The sequence below is a fragment of the Streptomyces sp. NPDC094034 genome, assembly GCF_040303865.1.
Classification (GTDB): Bacteria; Actinomycetota; Actinomycetes; order Streptomycetales; family Streptomycetaceae; genus Streptomyces.
The window spans coordinates 32,017-49,974 of record NZ_JBEOUD010000031.1 but is presented as its reverse complement, the minus strand read 5'-3'; the positions used below and the strand labels follow the sequence as shown (position 1 = coordinate 49,974).

16 protein-coding genes are annotated in these 17,958 nt (G+C 69.8%); 10 read left to right on the top strand and 6 right to left on the bottom strand.

Going from position 1 to position 17,958, the window contains the following annotated elements:
• The first annotated feature begins 89 nt into the window (after window positions 1-89).
• The 4 genes from ABTZ59_RS25155 to ABTZ59_RS25140 all read left to right on the top strand — a co-directional run bounded on the left by ABTZ59_RS25155 (window position 90) and on the right by ABTZ59_RS25140 (window position 4,243).
• On the top strand, window positions 90-1,241 hold the full coding sequence (locus ABTZ59_RS25155; protein ID WP_351415706.1) for a 5-(carboxyamino)imidazole ribonucleotide synthase: 1,152 nt from the start codon (window positions 90-92) through the stop codon (window positions 1,239-1,241).
• Window positions 1,238-1,813 carry a 5-(carboxyamino)imidazole ribonucleotide mutase gene (gene purE, locus ABTZ59_RS25150; protein WP_351415698.1) on the top strand — a complete coding sequence of 192 codons (576 nt, stop codon included), beginning with the start codon at window positions 1,238-1,240 and terminating at the stop codon, window positions 1,811-1,813. The genes ABTZ59_RS25155 and purE overlap by 4 nt, the downstream gene beginning before the upstream one ends.
• An 11-nt stretch (window positions 1,814-1,824) precedes the next feature.
• A complete protein-coding gene (locus ABTZ59_RS25145) occupies window positions 1,825-3,036 on the top strand; it encodes a dipeptidase (RefSeq protein WP_351415692.1) in 1,212 nt (403 codons plus the stop codon).
• A 112-nt stretch (window positions 3,037-3,148) separates the two neighbouring features.
• Window positions 3,149-4,243, top strand: a complete 1,095-nt coding sequence (locus ABTZ59_RS25140; protein WP_351415686.1) for an aldo/keto reductase — start codon at window positions 3,149-3,151, stop codon at window positions 4,241-4,243.
• Window positions 4,244-4,346: 103 nt separating this feature from the next.
• Here ABTZ59_RS25140 and ABTZ59_RS25135 read toward each other — a convergent pair whose 3' ends face one another.
• On the bottom strand, window positions 4,347-5,693 hold the full coding sequence (locus ABTZ59_RS25135; RefSeq protein WP_351415681.1) for a UDP-glucose dehydrogenase family protein: 1,347 nt from the start codon (window positions 5,691-5,693) through the stop codon (window positions 4,347-4,349).
• Window positions 5,694-5,876: 183 nt separating this feature from the next.
• Here ABTZ59_RS25135 and ABTZ59_RS25130 point away from each other — a divergent pair, with 183 nt between their 5' ends.
• From ABTZ59_RS25130 to ABTZ59_RS25115, 4 genes are all read left to right on the top strand, one after another.
• Window positions 5,877-7,049 (top strand): acyl-CoA dehydrogenase, encoded by a 1,173-nt coding sequence (locus ABTZ59_RS25130; RefSeq protein ID WP_351415674.1) that lies wholly within the window; start codon window positions 5,877-5,879, stop codon window positions 7,047-7,049.
• Window positions 7,050-7,196: 147 nt separating this feature from the next.
• Window positions 7,197-7,445, top strand: coding sequence for a hypothetical protein (locus ABTZ59_RS25125; protein WP_249952559.1), 249 nt, complete (start codon window positions 7,197-7,199; stop codon window positions 7,443-7,445).
• 335 nt (window positions 7,446-7,780) lie between these two features.
• Entirely contained in the window at window positions 7,781-8,074 is a 294-nt protein-coding gene (locus tag ABTZ59_RS25120; protein ID WP_503003595.1) for an ArsR/SmtB family transcription factor, read from the top strand.
• Complete coding sequence (locus ABTZ59_RS25115) at window positions 8,071-8,457, top strand: VOC family protein (RefSeq protein WP_351415662.1); 387 nt, start codon at window positions 8,071-8,073, stop codon at window positions 8,455-8,457. Before ABTZ59_RS25120 ends, ABTZ59_RS25115 begins: the two co-directional genes overlap by 4 nt.
• Before the next feature lie 68 nt (window positions 8,458-8,525).
• Here ABTZ59_RS25115 and ABTZ59_RS25110 read toward each other — a convergent pair whose 3' ends face one another.
• The 3 genes from ABTZ59_RS25110 to ABTZ59_RS25100 form a co-directional block, all read right to left on the bottom strand.
• Window positions 8,526-9,215 (bottom strand): class I SAM-dependent methyltransferase, encoded by a 690-nt coding sequence (locus ABTZ59_RS25110; RefSeq protein ID WP_351415657.1) that lies wholly within the window; start codon window positions 9,213-9,215, stop codon window positions 8,526-8,528.
• Between the two features lie 211 nt (window positions 9,216-9,426).
• Window positions 9,427-11,022 (bottom strand): hypothetical protein, encoded by a 1,596-nt coding sequence (locus ABTZ59_RS25105; RefSeq protein WP_351415649.1) that lies wholly within the window; start codon window positions 11,020-11,022, stop codon window positions 9,427-9,429.
• A 203-nt stretch (window positions 11,023-11,225) separates the two neighbouring features.
• A complete protein-coding gene (locus ABTZ59_RS25100) occupies window positions 11,226-12,479 on the bottom strand; it encodes an LCP family protein (RefSeq protein WP_351415646.1) in 1,254 nt (417 codons plus the stop codon).
• A 171-nt stretch (window positions 12,480-12,650) separates the two neighbouring features.
• Between ABTZ59_RS25100 and ABTZ59_RS25095 the strand changes: the two genes are divergently transcribed.
• Window positions 12,651-13,205 carry an acyl-CoA thioesterase gene (locus ABTZ59_RS25095; RefSeq protein ID WP_351415642.1) on the top strand — a complete coding sequence of 185 codons (555 nt, stop codon included), beginning with the start codon at window positions 12,651-12,653 and terminating at the stop codon, window positions 13,203-13,205.
• A gap of 50 nt (window positions 13,206-13,255) precedes the next feature.
• On the opposite strand, the gene ABTZ59_RS25090 is transcribed toward ABTZ59_RS25095, so the two are convergent.
• Window positions 13,256-14,869: an LCP family protein gene (locus ABTZ59_RS25090; RefSeq protein WP_503003592.1), complete on the bottom strand. Its 1,614-nt coding sequence runs from the start codon at window positions 14,867-14,869 to the stop codon at window positions 13,256-13,258.
• 179 nt (window positions 14,870-15,048) lie between these two features.
• On the opposite strand from ABTZ59_RS25090, the gene ABTZ59_RS25085 reads away from it, so the two are divergent.
• Window positions 15,049-16,083, top strand: coding sequence for a glycosyltransferase family 2 protein (locus ABTZ59_RS25085; RefSeq protein ID WP_351415639.1), 1,035 nt, complete (start codon window positions 15,049-15,051; stop codon window positions 16,081-16,083).
• 115 nt (window positions 16,084-16,198) lie between these two features.
• On the opposite strand, the gene ABTZ59_RS25080 is transcribed toward ABTZ59_RS25085, so the two are convergent.
• The gene (locus tag ABTZ59_RS25080) at window positions 16,199-17,956 is read right to left on the bottom strand and encodes an LCP family protein (protein WP_351415634.1); all 1,758 of its coding nucleotides are present in this window, start codon (window positions 17,954-17,956) and stop codon (window positions 16,199-16,201) included.
• Window positions 17,957-17,958: the final 2 nt, after the last annotated feature.

Sequence of the window (17,958 nt, the reverse complement as noted above, 5' to 3'; positions counted from 1 at the left end):
GTGGCGGCCGTACGGGGGACGCCCGTACGGGAGGGGGCCCCGGCCGTGCTCGGGGGCAGGCCCCGCCGGGCGGCGGATACCCTGGGGGCGTGACGTTCCCGGTAGTCGGCATGGTCGGCGGCGGTCAGCTCGCCCGTATGACCCACGAGGCGGGCATCCCCCTCGGCCTCAGATTCAAGCTCCTCAGTGACACCCCGCAGGACTCGGCGGCCCAGGTGGTCAGCGATGTCGTCGTCGGCGACTACCGCGACCTGGACACGCTGCGTGACTTCGCGCGTGGCTGCGATGTGATCACGTTCGATCACGAGCATGTGCCGATCGAGCATCTGCGCGCCCTGGAGGCGGACGGAATCCCCGTCAGGCCCGGACCCGACGCGCTGGTGCACGCTCAGGACAAGGGCGTCATGCGCGCCAGGCTGACCGAGCTGGGCGCGCCCTGCCCGCGCCACCGCATCGTCACCGGCCCGGCCGACGTGGCGGCCTTCGCCGCCGAGGTGGACGGCTTCCCGGTCATCCTCAAGACGGTGCGCGGCGGCTACGACGGCAAGGGCGTCTGGGTCGTACGGTCCGAGAAGGACGCCGAGCAGCCCTTCCGCGCCGGGGTCCCCGTACTCGCCGAGGAGAAGGTCGACTTCGTACGCGAGCTGGCCGCGAACATCGTCCGCTCCCCGCACGGCCAGGCCGTCGCGTATCCCGTGGTCGAGTCCCGGCAGGTCGACGGCGTCTGTGACACCGTCATCGCCCCCGCGCCCGGACTGTCGGACGAACTGGCCGGCGAGGCCCAGCGGCTCGCGCTGCGGATAGCCGCCGAGCTGGGGGTCGTGGGCCATCTCGCGGTGGAACTCTTCGAGACCCGGGCCGACGACGGGACCCCCGGCATCCTCGTCAACGAACTGGCGATGCGCCCGCACAACTCCGGGCACTGGACCCAGGACGGCGCGATCACCTCGCAGTTCGCCAACCATGTGCGTGCCGTGCTCGATCTGCCGCTCGGCGACCCGCGCCCGCGTGCGCCCTGGACGGTCATGTGCAATGTGCTGGGCGGCGACTATCCGGACATGTACGCGGCCTATCTGCATTGCATGGCCCGGGACCCACGGCTGAAGATCCACATGTATGGCAAGGACGTGAAACCCGGCCGCAAGGTGGGGCATGTCAACACCTACGGCGACGACCTGGACGACGTGCTGGAGCGCGCCCGCCACGCCGCCGGCTACCTCCGAGGAACGATCACCGAATGACTGCCCACCCGTCACCCGGCCACCGCCCCTCATCGAGCGCTGACGCGCGCGCCACGCCCCTGGTCGGCGTCGTCATGGGCTCGGATTCCGACTGGCCCGTCATGGAGGCCGCCGCGAAGGCCCTCCACGAGTTCGAGATCCCGTACGAGGTCGATGTCGTCTCCGCGCACCGCATGCCGCGCGAGATGATCGCGTACGGCGAGGAGGCCGCCGGGCGCGGGCTCAAGGCGGTCATCGCGGGCGCGGGCGGCGCGGCGCATCTGCCGGGCATGCTCGCCTCGGTGACCCCGCTGCCGGTGATCGGTGTCCCCGTACCGCTGAAGTATCTCGACGGCATGGACTCGCTGCTGTCCATCGTCCAGATGCCCGCCGGTGTGCCGGTCGCCACGGTCTCGGTCGGCGGCGCCCGTAACGCGGGGCTGCTCGCCGCCCGAATCCTCGCCGCCCACGACCCCGAACTCCGGGCCAGGATGCGGGAGTTCCAGCAGGAGCTGAACGAACAGGCGACGGCGAAGGGCAAGCGGCTGCGGGCGAAGGCCGAAGGCGCGGACCACTTCGGATTCGGAAAGTGACGGTCACGGCCATGGACTCCACGCCCGCCACCCCCTCCACGCCTTTCCTCGACGAGGCCCGTGCCCTGCTGGCCGACTTCCCGGTGGTCGACGGACACAACGACCTGCCATGGGCGCTGCGCGAGCATGTGCGCTACGACCTGGACCGGCTCGACATCGCGGACGATCTGTCGGGCAAGCTGCACACCGACATCCCCCGGCTGCGGCGGGGCGGCGTCGGCGGCCAGTTCTGGTCCGTGTACGTACGGTCCGACATGGCCGGCGACGACGCGGTCAGCGCGACGCTGGAGCAGATCGACGTGGTCGGCCGGCTGCTGGCCCGCTACCCGGCCGATCTGTCCCGCGCCCTGACGGCGGACGACATGGAGACGGCGCGGCGCCACGGCAAGATCGCCTCCCTGATGGGCGCCGAGGGCGGCCACTCCATCAACAACTCCCTCGCCACACTGCGGGCCCTCCATACCCTGGGCGTTCGCTATATGACGCTCACCCACAACGACAACCTCGCGTGGGCGGACTCGGCGACGGACGTCCCGGGCGTCGGCGGGCTCTCGGCCTTCGGCCGCGAGGTGGTCCGCGAAATGAACCGGACCGGCATGCTGGTCGACCTCTCGCACGTGGCCGCCACGACGATGCGCGACGCGCTCGCCACCACCGGCGCGCCGGTGATCTTCTCGCACTCCTCGGCACGGGCCGTCTGTGACCACCCGCGCAATATCCCCGACGACGTGCTGGAGAAGCTGCCCGCGAACGGCGGCGTGGCGATGGCCACGTTCGTACCGAAGTTCATCCTCCCCGCGGCGGTGGCCTGGACCCAGGCGGCGGACGAGAACATGCGGGCGCACGGTCTGCACCCGCTCGACACCACCGCGCGCGCGATGGAGATCCACCAGGCGTTCGAGGTCTCCCACCCCCGCCCGACCGCCACGGCGGCGACGGTCGCGGACCATCTGGACCATATGCGCGAGACCGCCGGCATCGACCACATCGGCATCGGCGGCGACTTCGACGGCACGGCCTTCACCCCGGCCGGCCTGGACGATGTCTCGGGCTACCCGAACCTGATCGCGGAGCTCCTGGCCCGTAACTGGTCCGCCGGGGACCTGGCGAAGCTGACCTGGCGCAATGCCGTACGGGTGCTGCGCGCGGCGGAGGACGTGGCACGGGGCCTGCGGGACGAACGCGGTCCTTCGTCGGCGACGATCGAGGAACTGGACGGCTGAGATCCGCGCTCTCCCGCGGCGCGCGAGGAGGGCGCCCCGGTGGTTCGCTGAAAGAGAGCGCCGCGGCGCCACCCGCGGCGCGACCTGAGACGTCCGACGTCAGGGAGCGGACATGCCACTCGATTCCTATGTCACCCTCGGCCGCTCGGGACTGCGGGTCAGCCCCTTCTGCCTGGGGGCCATGACCTTCGGCGAGGACCACGGCTGGGGCGCCACCGAGGCCGCGTCCGCGGCGATGATGAACGAATATCTCGATCGCGGCGGAAACTTCATCGACACGGCCAATATCTATACCAATGGCCATTCGGAGAAGATCATCGGTGATTTCTTCGCGCAGAAGAGCACCCGACGCGATCGCACGGTCATCGGCACGAAGTTCTTCTGCAATCTCCATGAGGGAGATCCGAACGGAGGCGGCGCGGGGCGCAAGGCCATGGTCGACCAGTGCGAGGATTCCCTCCGCCGGCTGCGGATGGATTACATCGACATCTACTGGCTCCACAACTGGGACCGCACCGTGCCCGTCGAGGAGACCCTGCGCTGTCTCGACGATCTTGTGACGGCGGGCAAGATCCGGTATATCGGCTTCTCCGACATTCCGGCCTGGAAAGCCGCCGAGGCCCAGACCATCGCGCGTTTCCGGGGCTGGTCCCCGGTGGTCGCCACCCAGCTCGAATACTCACTGCTGGAACGGACGGCCGAGGGCGAGCTGATTCCCATGGCGCGCGAATGCGGTATGGGCGTGATGCCATGGTCCCCGCTCAGGAGCGGATTCCTCTCGGGGAAGTACTCACGCGAGAACGCCCGCTCCGGCCCCGGCTCCATCGACACCAGACGTACGGGGCTCATGGGCGTGCCGCGTGAAGCGGACTACGACGTCATCGAGGCGGTGGACACCGTCGCCAGGGACCTGGGCGTGACCCCGGCGGCGGTGGCGCTCGCCTGGGTGCGGGGCCGTCCCGGGGTCACCTCGACGATCATCGGCGCGCGCCGGCTGGATCAGTTCCGGGAGAACCTGTCCGCGCTGGACGTCACGCTCGGCAAGGAACAGATGGACGCGCTGAACGAGGTCTCGAAGCCCACGCTCGACTTCCCCGCCGACATCAACCGGGACCTCGTCCCCATGCTCGCGTTCGCGGGAGCGACCGTGGACGGGGTGCGGACGGAGGTCTCGCCGATGCTCGCGTCGAGCCCGGTCAGATACTGACGCCCCGGCTCAGACGGATTACGGCCCCGGGCTCGGGCGGACGGCCGGTCCGGCCGGGCGGACGGCCGGGGCCGGTCGGGCTCGGGCGGACGGCCGGTCGGGTTCAGGCGCGCGGGCGCCCCATCGCGCGGTACGTCCAGCCCGCCGCGCGCCACCGCGCCGGGTCCAGCGCGTTACGTCCGTCCAGGATCAGCCGGCGCGACGCCGCCTCGCCCAGGGCCGCCGGGTCCAGCTCGCGGAACTCACGCCACTCCGTCAGATGCAGCACCACATCGGCGCCACGCACCGCGTCCAGCGCGGACGGCGCGTACCCCAGCGTCGGGAAGAGCCGCTTGGCGTTCTCCATGCCCTTGGGGTCGTACACCGTCACCTGGCCGCCCTGGAGGTGGATCTGCCCCGCGACATTGAGCGCGGGGGAGTCCCGTACGTCGTCCGAGTCCGGCTTGAAGGTCGCGCCGAGCACCGCGACACGCTTGCCGAGGAACGACGAGTCGCCGCCCACGGCCTCGCGCGCCAGCTCCACCATGTGCCCGCGGCGCCGCATATTGATCGAGTCGACCTCGCGCAGGAACGTCAGCGCCTGGTCCGCGCCCAGCTCGCCCGCCCGCGCCATGAAGGCCCGGATGTCCTTCGGCAGACAGCCGCCGCCGAAGCCGATCCCGGCGCGCAGGAACTTCTTCCCGATCCGCTCGTCGTACCCGAGCGCCTCCGCCAGCTTCGCCACATCGCCGCCGGCCGCCTCGCAGACCTCCGCCATGGCGTTGATGAACGAGATCTTGGTGGCCAGGAAGGAGTTCGCGGAGGTCTTCACCAGCTCCGCGGTCGGGAAGTCCGTCACCACGAACGGCGACCCTTCGCCCACCGGCGTCGCGTACACCTCGCGCAGCACCCGCTCGGCGTGCTCGCTGCGTACGCCCACCACGATCCGGTCGGGGTGCAGCGTGTCCTGTACGGCGAAGCCCTCGCGCAGGAACTCCGGGTTCCAGGCCAGCTCCACCTCGCCGCCCGCGGGCGCCAGTTCGACGATGCGGGCCGCGAGCCGCTCCGCGCTGCCCACGGGCACGGTCGACTTGCCGACGACCAGCGCGGGCCTGCCCAGATGCTTGGCGAGGCTCTCGATCGCGGAGTCGACGTACGACATGTCGCAGGCGTACTCGCCGTGCTTCTGCGGGGTGTTCACACAGACGAAGTGCACATCGCCGAACTCCGCGATCTCCGCCCAGTCCATGGTGAACCGCAGCCGCCCGGTCGATCCCTCGATCCCGGCGACATGCTTGCGCAGCAACTCTTCGAGCCCGGGCTCGTACATCGGGACCCGGCCCGTGGAGAGCAGCTCGATCTTCTCCGGGACCACGTCGAGGCCGAGGACCTCGAAGCCCAGTTCCGCCATGGCCGCGGCGTGTGTGGCGCCGAGATAGCCGGTGCCGATCACGGTGATCTTGAGGGCCATGTGAGTGCTCCAGGGGGATGCGGGCAGGTGCGGGCCCGAGCATAGCCGCGCGTACCGAGGGCTCCGTAGGGGCACTTCTCCCGTAGGGATTCGCTGTCGGCAAACTCACCTATCCCGGCGGCGCCCTTGCCCCCTAAAATTGTGTTACTTAACGGTAGTTAGCATCCTGGGGAGTGAAAGACCGTGGCCGGATCGGCTGATTTCGACCTGTACCGCCCCTCCGAAGAGCACGACATGCTCCGCGAGACCGTGCGCGCGCTCGCGGAGGCGAAGATCGCCCCGTTCGCCGCGGCGGTGGACGAGGAGGCGCGCTTCCCGCAGGAGGCCCTGGACGCGCTGGTCGCCTCCGATCTGCACGCGGTCCATGTCCCCGAGGAGTACGGCGGCGCCGGCGCCGATGCCCTCGCCACCGTGATCGTCATCGAGGAGATCGCGCGTGTCTGTGCCTCCTCCTCGCTGATCCCGGCCGTGAACAAGCTGGGCTCGCTGCCGGTGATCCTCTCCGGCTCCGAGAACCTCAAGAAGACCTATCTGGGGCCGCTGGCCAAGGGCGACGCGATGTTCTCGTACTGCCTCTCCGAGCCGGACGCGGGCTCCGACGCGGGCGGTATGAAGACCAAGGCGGTGAGGGACGGCGACCACTACGTCCTCAATGGCGTGAAGCGCTGGATCACCAACGCCGGCGTCTCCGAGTACTACACGGTCATGGCCGTCACCGACCCGGACAAGCGCACCAAGGGCATCAGCGCGTTCGTGGTCGAGAAGGGCGACGAGGGCGTCTCCTTCGGCGCCCCGGAGAAGAAGCTGGGCATCAAGGGCTCCCCGACGCGCGAGGTCTACCTCGACCATGTCCGTATCCCCGCCGACCGGCTGATCGGCGAGGAGGGTACGGGCTTCGCCACCGCGATGAAGACCCTGGACCACACCCGCATCACGATCGCGGCCCAGGCACTCGGCATCGCGCAGGGCGCGCTCGACTACGCCAAGGGCTATGTCCAGGAGCGCAAGCAGTTCGGCAAGCCGATCGGCGACTTCCAGGGCGTGCAGTTCATGCTCGCCGACATGGCCATGAAGCTGGAGGCTGCCCGCCAGCTCACCTACTCCGCCGCCGCCAGGTCGGAGCGCGTCACCGCCGGCAGCGCCAAGGAGGACCTCACCTTCTTCGGCGCGGCGGCCAAGTGCTTCGCCTCCGACGCGGCCATGGAGATCACCACGGACGCGGTGCAACTCCTCGGCGGATACGGCTACACGCGCGACTACCCGGTCGAGCGAATGATGCGCGACGCCAAGATCACCCAGATCTATGAAGGCACGAATCAGGTCCAGCGGATCGTCATGGCCCGCAACCTGCCGTAAGCGCGCCGGGGTACCTGTCCCGGCCTCGGCCGGGGCAGGCGCGTACTTCGGGGGACGCCCCGGATCCGTCTCCGCGGCTTCGGCCGTTCTCGTGACCCTGCGGCTGGGCTGCCGATCTCGCGTCCGGGTGGCGGATAGCGTGACTGGATGAGAGAGGAAAGCCTTGAGCTGCGTGTGACGTACCGGCCCATCCCGCAGGACTCCGACGGGCCGGTGGATGACGAACGCGAGGAACTCTTCGCGTTCCCGGCCGGCCTCTGCGCACAGCGGACCGACCCGGATGGCAGGGACCACCTGGTCGCGCCGCCCGTCGAGTATCTGAAAGCCGCGATCCGGGAACGGCACGGCTACGACGCCGTGGTCCTCTGGGCGCATCCGCCAGGACAGCTTGGTTAGGTCCTGTCCGGCGGATCTTCGCGGGCCCGCGACGCCTGGCACCGCACCTCGCCGCGTTGTCGTCAGTCGCCCAAGTACGTCCAGTACATGGGCGATCCTCCGCCTTGCGATGCACGGCACCAGACGCCGCGGGCTGATCCACGAAGATCCGCCGGACAGGACCTAGCCGCGAGGCGCGGCCGGGCGCGCTCTCCCGGTGCCGGCCTGCGGCGGCGGAACTCCGCGCCCAGCGCCGCCGTGCCGAAGCTCCACATGCCGTCGGCGGCGAGAGTCCGGGGGTAATTCTGGCGGCCCGGCCTTGATAGGCAAGTGGTGACTTGCCTATGGTGTGGTTCGTGGCAGATGATGTTTTCAAGGCGCTGGCCGACCCCACTCGTCGGCGCATTCTTGATGAGCTGGCGGAACGAGACGGGCAGTCCCTCTTCGAGATCTGCGCACGGTTGACGACCAAGCACGGACTGGGGCTGTCCCGCCAGGCGATCAGCCAGCACCTCGCCGTGCTGGAGTCCGTCGGACTGGTCCGGACCCGGCGCGAGGGCCGCTACAAATTCCACGATCTGAACACCGAACCGCTTGAGCGCATCGCTACCCGATGGCTCAGGCCGACATCCCCGGAGAACAGCCCATGAGGATCCACCTGTCCAGCGTTTTCGTCGATGACCAGGACAAGGCCCTGCGTTTCTACACGGACGTACTGGGCTTCGTGAAGAAGACCGAGGTCCCCCTCGGCAAGGATCGTTGGCTCACCGTGGTCTCGCCCCAGGACCCCGAGGGCACGCAACTGCTGCTCGAACCCGATGGCCATCCGGCCGTCAAGCCGTACAAGACCGCGCTGGTCGAGGACGGCATTCCGGCCACATCCTTCGCCGTGGACGACGTACAGGCCGAGTTCAGGCGGCTGAGCGGGCTGGGGGTGCGGTTCACCCAGGACCCGGTGGAGATGGGCCCGGTCATCACCGCGGTACTGGACGACACCTGCGGAAACCTCATCCAGATCGCCCAGCAGATCTAGGACCCGACGCGCGGCCCGCCGCTTGTCCCGCCCGGGCCTCAGTGACCGGCCATCCCCCCTGTCCCGGCTCAGGCCGGGACAGGGGACCTTCGCGGAGGGCGCCGGGCCCAGAGATAGAGACCGGTCTCGGGTTGTCCTTCGGCTCCCTGCTCGGGGCAGATGTTCAACTCGTCCACCCACAGCCCCGCTTGGCGGGCCCAGTCACCGAGATCTTCACGCCGGCACAGCGCGGGACGGTAGGTCGTCTTCATGAACCGCACCTCCTCGTCGGTGCGCCGCTCCGAGACGGCGACCAGCAGCGTGCCGCCCGTGACCGTGAGATCCCGCAGTCTCTCCAGCGCCGCGATGAACTTGTCCGCACTCAGGTCGACGAGGGCGTAGAAGCTCACCACGGCGTCGAACGGCCCGAAGTCCACGTCCGGGTCGAAGAGATCGGCCCTGACGAAGCGCGCTCCCGGAACCTGGCGGCGCGCGTGGGCGAGCAGACCCTCGGAGACATCGATCCCGGTGACGTCCATGCCGCCCTCACACAACTGCCCGGCCGTGGGCAGGCCCGTGCCGCACCCCACATCCAGCACCCGGTCACCGGGATCGAGCCGTCCCATCAGGCGCTCGGCCGCCCGGATCTGAGATGTCTTCCTGCCGTCGAACGCTTTCTGATACCCGAGCCCCAGGGAGTCGAAGTACGCCGCCGCCCTCGCCGCCTGCGGCGCCAGGTGGACGATGTCCTCGGAACCTCTGTCCTGTGTCTGCCCCACGGCCCCTCCCCTCTCGTCGGCCGACCGCCGGTCGTTCCTGCTCTACCCGGCTTCCCCGAGGCCGCATTCCGCCCGATCGGCACGATCACCTGAACGAGGGGCGGGGCCCCGCGTATCCCGAGGCCCCGCCCGTCCCGAGGCCCGCCCGGCCCGAGGCCCCCCCGTCCCAAGGCCCGTCCCAAGGCCCGTCCCGGTTCGCGTCCGGGCGGCCTCAGCGGACGTCGACGTAGTCCTCGCGACCGCTGGACGCGTAGTGCGTCTTCACCGTGTCGACGTAGCGCATCTGCCACGTGCCGTCCTGCTGCGCGGTGAACTGCTTGCTGAACGTCCCGTTGGTGAGGGTCGTGGCGGTGCCCAGCTCCTTCCAGGCCGCCCCGCTCGTGGCGGGCTTGAAGTAGACGCGGACCTTCTGACCCGCGTACGCCTTCCAGGTGGAGCCGGACTTCTGCCTGAGCGTGCCCTTGGCCGTCAGCTTCGTGCCCTTGCGCACGCCTTCGGGCGTGACGTCGTCATCGCGGATCTCGGTGTACTGACGGCCGAGCTTGTGGACACGGCTCTCCACGCCCGTGGCGCCCAGGTGACGCAGGCGCCAGTAGCTGCCGGTCGTGCCCTGCAAGGGAGCGGTCCGCGTGAACGCGGTCCCGTACGTGGCCGTGAACTGGCCCACGCTCGACCAGTTCTGGCCGTCCGAGGAGTGGTCGATGGAGACGCGCCCCGTCGTCCCGGCGGGGTACGAGCCCGAGGTGACGCCCAGCTTGCCGCTGAAGGTGACCTTCCGGTACTTGTCCACAGCGGCTTCGATCGCCGAGAACGTGCTGGTGGCGGCCGTCTTGACCGAGAAGTCGTACGGGGACACCGCCTTCTCGAACCATGGCTCCTGGCCCAGCTCAAGGCGCGTGGCCCCGTTCCGTGTGGCCGGGAAGGCACCGGCGAACGTGCCGTCGGCCTTGGTGCTGGTGAGGTGCCGGCCGTCGACCACGACGCCGACGCCGCCCGCCGGCTTCTCAGTGCCGTCGTCCGCCGTACGGGTCACCTTGCCGCGCGCGGGGACATCGCTGCCGTACGGGGCCGTGACCGAGCGGGCGGGGGTGTCCACCGCCAGTTTCAGCGGCTGCTTGCGCACCGCCACCGGGAACGACGCGTCGTTCCCCTGGAACGAGACGTCGAGCCGCGCGCCGGTCTCGTACCCGCTGAACTCGAAGGGCACGGAGAAGCGTCCCGTCTTGTCGACGGTCACCGTCCTGAAGTCCGGGGAGGTGAACCAGGTGTGGACACCGGCTCCCGCGAACGGCTTGACCTCGCGCGTGTTCGGGTCCTGCGCGAAGAGCGTGCCGTTCACCGTGACGACGCGGTGGTCGTACGACACCGACTGACGGTCGGCGGTCGCGGTCAGCTTCGGGGCGAGGCCGTAGTTGACCTCACCGTTGTCGCGGTCGAGGAGTTCGCCGGCCGTGCCGGCCCGGACCACGAGGTCCACGGTGTACACACCCAGTGCGGGCAGTTGGACCGGATCGGTCCAGAACTGCTCCTCCTCGCAGGCGGAAGCGGTGGTGCAGCGCCCGGCGTCATTGAGGCCCAGCGTGGCGAGTACCGCGTCACTGCCCTTCGCTCGGATCCGGACGGTGACGTCGGACGGGAGCGAGTTCCGGTCCCAGTGCTCGTAGAGCACATGGATCTTGCCGTCCTTCTCGGCGCTCCACACGAACGACCGCAGGTTGACCTCGGCGGCCCGGGCGGCCGGCGCGGCGACCAGTGTGGATGCGGAGAGCGCGATGGCCGTGGTCATCACGGCCGTGATCTTTCTCAAGGGTCCCCCATCGGAACACGCACGCGTTGATCTACGGCACATTCGACCCTTGGGCCAGGGGGAAGGTTGTACGCGATGTCCGCCTGTGACGGACTACTGGTGGTCCGCCCGGACACAGGTCTTCAGGCGGTGGTCCGTCCGGACACAGGTTTTCGGGCCCCGCGGCGGCCATCGTGTGACGGTCGCCGCGGAGGAGGCGGACATCAGTTGCCGGTGACCGTGACCTTCTCGTCGTTGTTCAGCTGGTTCACCAGCTCCTTGACCTTGGCCTTGTCCCAGACCAGATTGCCGCCCACGCTGCCCGAGATCGGCATGTTCATGGACGTTCCGTCGCCGCCCGTGACGCCCTTCATCGCGAAGAACATCTGGCCCAGCGACCACAGCGACATGTCCTTGTCCACGATCAGCGTGTCCAGCCCGGCGCCCATCGTCGGATAGAACGCGAACGGGTTGAGGATCGTGCCGGGCGTCGCCGTCTGCGCGGCCAGGGCCGCGAGGAACTTCTGCTGGTTCTTCGTACGGTCCAGGTCGCTGTTGGCGAAGGCGTACCGCGTCCGTACGAAGGCGAGGGCCTGCTCGCCGTCCAGGGTCTGCTTGCCCGCCTGGAAGTCGGCGCCGGACTTCTTGTCCTTGAACGCCTTCGGGATGTCCAGCTCCACCCCGCCGATCGCGTCCACGATATTGGCGAAGCCCGCGAAGCCGATCTCGACGTAGTGGTCGATGTGCAGGCCGGTGTTGAACTCGACGGTACGGACGAGCAGTTCGGGGCCGTCCTCGGCGTACGCCGCGTTGAGCTTGGTCTGCCGGCCCGTGGCCGGGAACATCTTGCCCGACTCGGAGCCGCGGAACGACGGGATCGTCACGTTCGAGTCGCGCGGCAGCGAGATCAGCGTCGGACCGTTCGACCCGTCGTGCAGGATCATCATCGAGTCGGTGCGCTTGCCCTCGGCGGAGCCCGTGTGGAGCTTCTTCTTCTCCTCTTCGGACATGCCCTCGCGGCTGTCCGAGCCGACGATCAGATAGTTCGTGCCGTCGCCCGGCTCCGGCCGGTCGATGACCTTGGAGAGATCGACCTCGCGCCTGAGCTTCCCGTCCGCCCAGAAGTACGTGCCGATGGAGACGGCGAGGATCACCACGACCAGCGCCAGCGCGCCGACCTTGATACGGCGGCGCCAGTCGGGCGCGTGCCCCGGGCCGCGCGGGGCGCCCGGCGGCGGACCGCCGTAGCCGCCCTGTCCGCCGCCGGGGGGCGAGCCGTAGACCTGGCCCGTGTTGTACCCGCTGTCGTACCCGGGCTCATGGCCCCGGTCGTACCCCTGCGACTGCTGAGGGACACCGCGCGGCTGCACATGCGGCATCACACGCGCGCCCTCGGGCTGCGCGCCCGCGCTGCCGCGCCCGTAGCGGTTGCTCCGCTCGCGGCTGTCGCCGGTCCATCCATCGGGCCAATCATTCATGCGGAACAGTGTGCCGGTCCGGGCCCCGCGCCAGACAGGGGAGGTGGGAAATCGGGTCGGTGCTGTTGCCAAGCTGATGCAATGCGGACCACGCCGGGGTACTGGCGTCGCCCTGGGTGACCAGCCGGGCGCCCCCAGGGGCCGGGGGAGCGCCCGCATAGGGTGGAGGACATGACAGCTCAGGTCCCACCCCCGGAAAGCGATCTTCCGGGTAAGCCCACCTCCGCCTCACGCACCACGCTCAGCCACATCATGACCGTCAGCGACACCAACCTCCTCGGTACGGTGCACGGCGGCGTGATCATGAAGCTGGTCGACGACGCGGCGGGCGCCGTCGCGGGACGCCACTCCGGTGGTCCCGCGGTCACCGCCTCGATGGACGAGATGGTCTTCCTCGTGCCGGTGCGGGTCGGGGACCTCGTCCATGTCCGCGCCCAGGTCAACTGGACCGGGCGGTCCTCGATGGAGGTCGGCGTACGGGTCATGGCCGAGCGCTGGAACGAGTCCACCCCGGCGACCCAGGTCGGCAGCGCCTATCTGGTCTTCGCCGCCGTGGACGCGGACGGCAGACCCCGGACCGTACCCCCGGTGATCCCGGAGACGGAGCGGGACAAGCGCCGCCACCAGGAAGCGCAGATCCGGCGTACGCACCGGCTCGCCCGGCGACAGGCGATCAAGGAGCTCCGGGCGAAGCGTGCGGCGGAGGGCATCGACGACCATCGCTGATCAGCGGCGCAGGCCCGGTCGCCGGGCAGCCGGCTCCCCGACGGCCCTGGTCAGCGGCACACCACCTGGTCGCCGGTCGTCGCCCCGAACCGGCCCTTGGGGGCGTCCTGCGCGCGTACCGGCCGCACCGCCGTGAAGTCCGTCCCCGCCATCACCTTGAGCGTCGCGCCCTGCTGGCTCACCGCGCGCAGTTCGCTGCCGGGCAGCGCCGCCGCGAGGGACTTCGCCGAGAGGTCCCAGCGCGGGTCGTACATCACGACCGTGCGCCGCAGATCCGGTCCGTCGGAGTTGAGCGGCGTACGGGTCGTGTTGAAGCCGGTGGCGTGCAGCGCGTCGTCGATCCGCTTGCCGAGGCCCTCCGTTCGCGTGCCGTTGTAGACCTGCACCCGGATGTCCTGCGGTCTCACAGCGACCGGCTCGGCGGAGACGGCCGGCGTGGCCGACGCGTCCTTCCTGGCCTGCTCCCCCCGCTTCGCCGATTCCCCTTGTCCGGCCGACTCCTGACCCGAGCCCGACTCCCGTCCCGGCTCGGGCCCCGCCGCGGCCGACTGCGGGGCCGCCGCCTCCGAGGCCGCCGGCGAGGCGGCCGGCCGCGGGGCCGCGGGCCCGTGCGCCGATGTCAGCGGTCTGTCCTCGCGCAGCGCGCGGAACAGCTCCCGCGACTTCACCGGATCCCACTTCACCGTGGCACCGACCCCCTTGACCGAGACGCCGTCGCCGACCAGCGGCACCGAAGTGAACTCCGACGAGGAGGGCGAGAAGCCGCGCATCGCCTCGTTGAGGGCGAGCAACTGCTCCGTACCGAAGCCCGCGTCGGCCCGCACCGAGGCGAGCATGGTCGAGGAGACCTCCTTGAACCGCACCGGGTTCAACAGGACGCCGCTGCTGGTGGCCCGGTCGATCAGAGCGGCCAGGAAGCGCTGCTGGCGCTGCATCCGCCCGAGGTCGGCGGCGCCGTCGATATGCCGTGACCGTACGTACTGGAGCGCCTGGCCGCCGTTCATGCTGTGGGTGCCGGGGGCCAGATCGAGCCCGGTGTACGAGTCCTTCAGCGCCCGGGGCGTACAGATCTCGACGCCGCCCAGGGCGTCCACCGTCTTCATGAAGCTGGTGAAGTCGACCTCCAGATAGTGGCTGATCTTCACCCCCGTCATGCGTTCGACGGTGCTGACCGTCAGATGCGGCCCGCCCTCCGCGTACGCCGCGTTGAGCTTCACCGCGTGCGGCTCATGACGCTTGCCGGTGGCCGCGTCGGTGTGCTCGGGAAGCTCCGCGTAACTGTCGCGCGGCACGCTCACGACGCTGGCGCGGTCACCGTCCGCGGAGAGATGCACCAGCATGACCGTGTCGGTGCAGTTGCAGGGCTCGCCACCGAGCCGGTACTTCTGCCGCTCCTCCTCCGTGATCTTGTCGCGGCGGTCCGTGCCGACCAGCAGGAGGTTGAGACCGTGACCCGCGGACGGGCGGTTCTTCATGTCCTTGAACGGATCGACCCGGTCGATGCCGGTGTCGAGGCTGGTCATCACCGCGTGGCCGATCCCGCCGGCCCCCAGAACCAGTACGGACAGGGTCGTCGCCATCCGCATTCCCCAGCGCGGTCGCCGGGGCGTCCCCGGCCGCCGGGAAGGGGCCGGACGGTGGGTGGTGCGGGGCGGCGTGGGCACGGGGAAACACCTCCGCGTGAACAGGAACCGTGCGTGAAGGGGGGTGGTGAGGGGACCGTGTGCACGGTAGGCCCATACGATCAGCGACGCCGGGCCGCAACTGGGCGGCGCGCGTCGCTGTCCCCCGTTCGCGGTAACGTGGGCGGTCATACCGCCGCCGAAGGACCTTGAAGGACCACATGCCTGCCCTGCCGCCCGCGGTCTCCGTGATCATGCCGGTGCTCAATGAGGAACGCCATCTGAGGAACTCCGTCCGGCACATCCTGGAGCAGGAGTACGACGGCGAGATGGAGGTGGTGATCGCGCTCGGCCCGTCCACGGACCGTACGGACGAGATCGCCGCGGAGCTGGTACGGGAGACCGCGTCCCATGAGCGCGCCCGCGTCACGACGGTGCCCAACCCGACAGGCCGCACCCCTGCCGCGCTGAACGCCGCGATCAAGGCGTCCAGGCACCCCGTCGTGGTACGGGTCGACGGGCACGGCATGCTCTCGCCGAACTACATCGCGACCGCCGTCCGGCTCCTGGAGGAGACGGGCGCGCAGAACGTCGGCGGCATCATGCACGCCGAGGGCGAGAACGACTGGGAGAACGCGGTCGCCGCCGCCATGACCTCGAAGATCGGCGTCGGCAACGCGGCGTTCCACACCGGAGGCGAGGCAGGGCCCGCCGAAACCGTGTATCTGGGTGTCTTCCGGCGCGAGGCGCTGGAGCGGCAGGGCGGTTACAACGAGGAGTTCATCCGCGCGCAGGACTGGGAACTGAACTTCCGTATCCGTGAGTCGGGCGGCGCCATCTGGTTCTCGCCCGAGCTGCGCGTCCAGTACCGCCCGCGGCCCTCGGTCCGGGCGCTCGCCAAGCAGTACAAGGACTACGGGCGCTGGCGCCATGTCGTCGCCCGCTACCACTCCGGCTCGATCAATCTGCGGTATCTCGCCCCGCCGACGGCCGTCTGCGCCATCGCCGCGGGCATCCTGGTCGGCGCCGTGCTGACGCCCTGGGGCCTGCTCGTACCGGCCGGCTATCTCGCCGCGATCGTGGCGGGCTCCGTACCGGCGGGCAAGGGGCTGTCGCCGAAGGCCCGGCTACAGATCCCGGTCGCGCTGGCCACCATGCACATGTCGTGGGGGTACGGCTTCCTGACCAGCCCGCGGTCGCTGGCGAGGAAGGTCATCGCGAGCCGCCGCCCGGCAGCGCGGCCGGTCGAGGCGTAACTCCCCGGCATGGACCTGAGCGCCGTCCGGCGGATCACCGGACGGCGCTCACCTCTTCGCGGAGCCCGCCGTCTTCGCGGAGCCCGCCGTCTTCGTAGATCTTTCCGGACAGGACCTAGAAGCGGTACGGCGCGTAGACGTCCATGCAGGCGTCCTTCTTCGCGCCGTTGATCGCGTCCGCCGTGTCCGGGACGCCGCCCGCCTCCGGTTCGGCCTCCTTCGGGAACGACGAGCCGCTGCGCCAGTCGGCGCCCACGACCACCGTGACCCCCGAGACGTCCGTCGACTTCGTCACCGACGTCAGCGGAATACCGAGAGCCTTGGCCACCGCCTGGGCGTCGCCCTCCATGTCCGCGCTCGGATAGTTGACCGTGCTGGTCTCCTGCGGGGTCTGCCGCGAGTCGGCCTTGGCCAGGGTGTAGCCCTTGCCGTTGAGCGTGCTCGCGATATCGGTCGCGCGGCGCGGCACCGCGGTCTGCGTGCCGCCGGTGCCGTTGCGCACGATCACGCCGGTGTCGGCGGGCGCCGAGGCCGGGTCCTTCGTGGCCGGCCCGGACGGCTTCTTCGCGGTGGTCTCCGCCTTGTCGCCGTTGCTGTCGAAGGCCACGTCGTCGCGGAGCATCGCCCACAACTTGCGGGAATCCGTCTCGGCCGCGACCAGATGGTTGGCGTCCTGCGGATCCTGCACGGTCGGCATCGTCGTCATGGTGAGGCGGTTCGTCGGCACGCTCTTGAGCTGCATGGCCAGATCGAAGAGCTTCTTGACAGTACTGATCTCCTCGGAGACCTCAAGCGAATCCGTGGCCGCCTCCGCGAGACCGGTCAGCCGGGCGGTGTCGGTGAAGACACTCTGCGACTTGAGCTCGCGGATCATCGAGTTCATATACATGTGCTGGGCCTTGGCGCGGCCGAGGTCGCTCTCGAAGGCGTGCCGCGTACGCAGCCATTGGAGCGCCTGCTCACCCTGGATCTGATGCGTACCCGCCGTGAGCTTCAGCCCCGAGCCTCCCGGAACCCCGGGCAGCGGCCGGTCCCAGACGTTGTTCCTGACACAGACATCGACACCGCCTATCGCGTCGGCCATCTTCACGACGCCCGCGAAGTCGATCGTCATCCAGTGGTCGATATAGACGCCGGTCAGCTTCTCCCAGGTGGCCAGGGTGCAGCCGGGGCCGCCGCGGGCCAGCGTCTCGTTGATGATGGCGTTGGTCTGCGGATAGGTCTTGCCGGTGTCGGCGTCCTTGCACTCCGGGATGTCGACCCGGGTGTCGCGCGGGATGCTCACGACCGAGGCGTTCTTCCGGTCGGCGGAGACATGGACGAGCATCTGTACGTCGCCGAGCGGCGGGTTGCCCGCGGTGTCCTTGCTGCCGCCCAGTTTGACGTTCTCGGGGTCGGCCCGGCTGTCGGAGCCGATCAGCAGGATGTTCAGCGGGGTCTGGCCCGCGGAGTTGGCCGCGGGCTTGTCCAGCCCGCTGGTGCCGTTGTTGCGCTCGCCGCTGCGGATATTGCCGTTGAGATGGCGGTAGTAGAGATAGCCGGCGCCGGCCGTCCCGAGCAGCAGCAGTGCCAGCCCGGCGGCGACCCAGCGAAGTATTCGCCAGGGGCCGCGTTTCGAGCGTCCGCGCGGCCTGCCACCGCGCCCGCCCTTGCCGCGTCCCTTCTCAGCGAGCCGGCCCGTGCCGGTGCTGTCGCCGCCGTTGCCGTCGTCGATGCCGTCGCCGGCGTGTCCGCCGTCGCGGGGTCCGCCCCCGGCGGGCGCGCCGTCCGGCCGTGCTCGCTCACCGTCGTACAGGCTGTCGTCCCAGCCCAACTCCCCGGCATGCGAGACGTCTTGGCGCGTCCCCTCCCGTCGTACGCTGCTCTGACCCATCC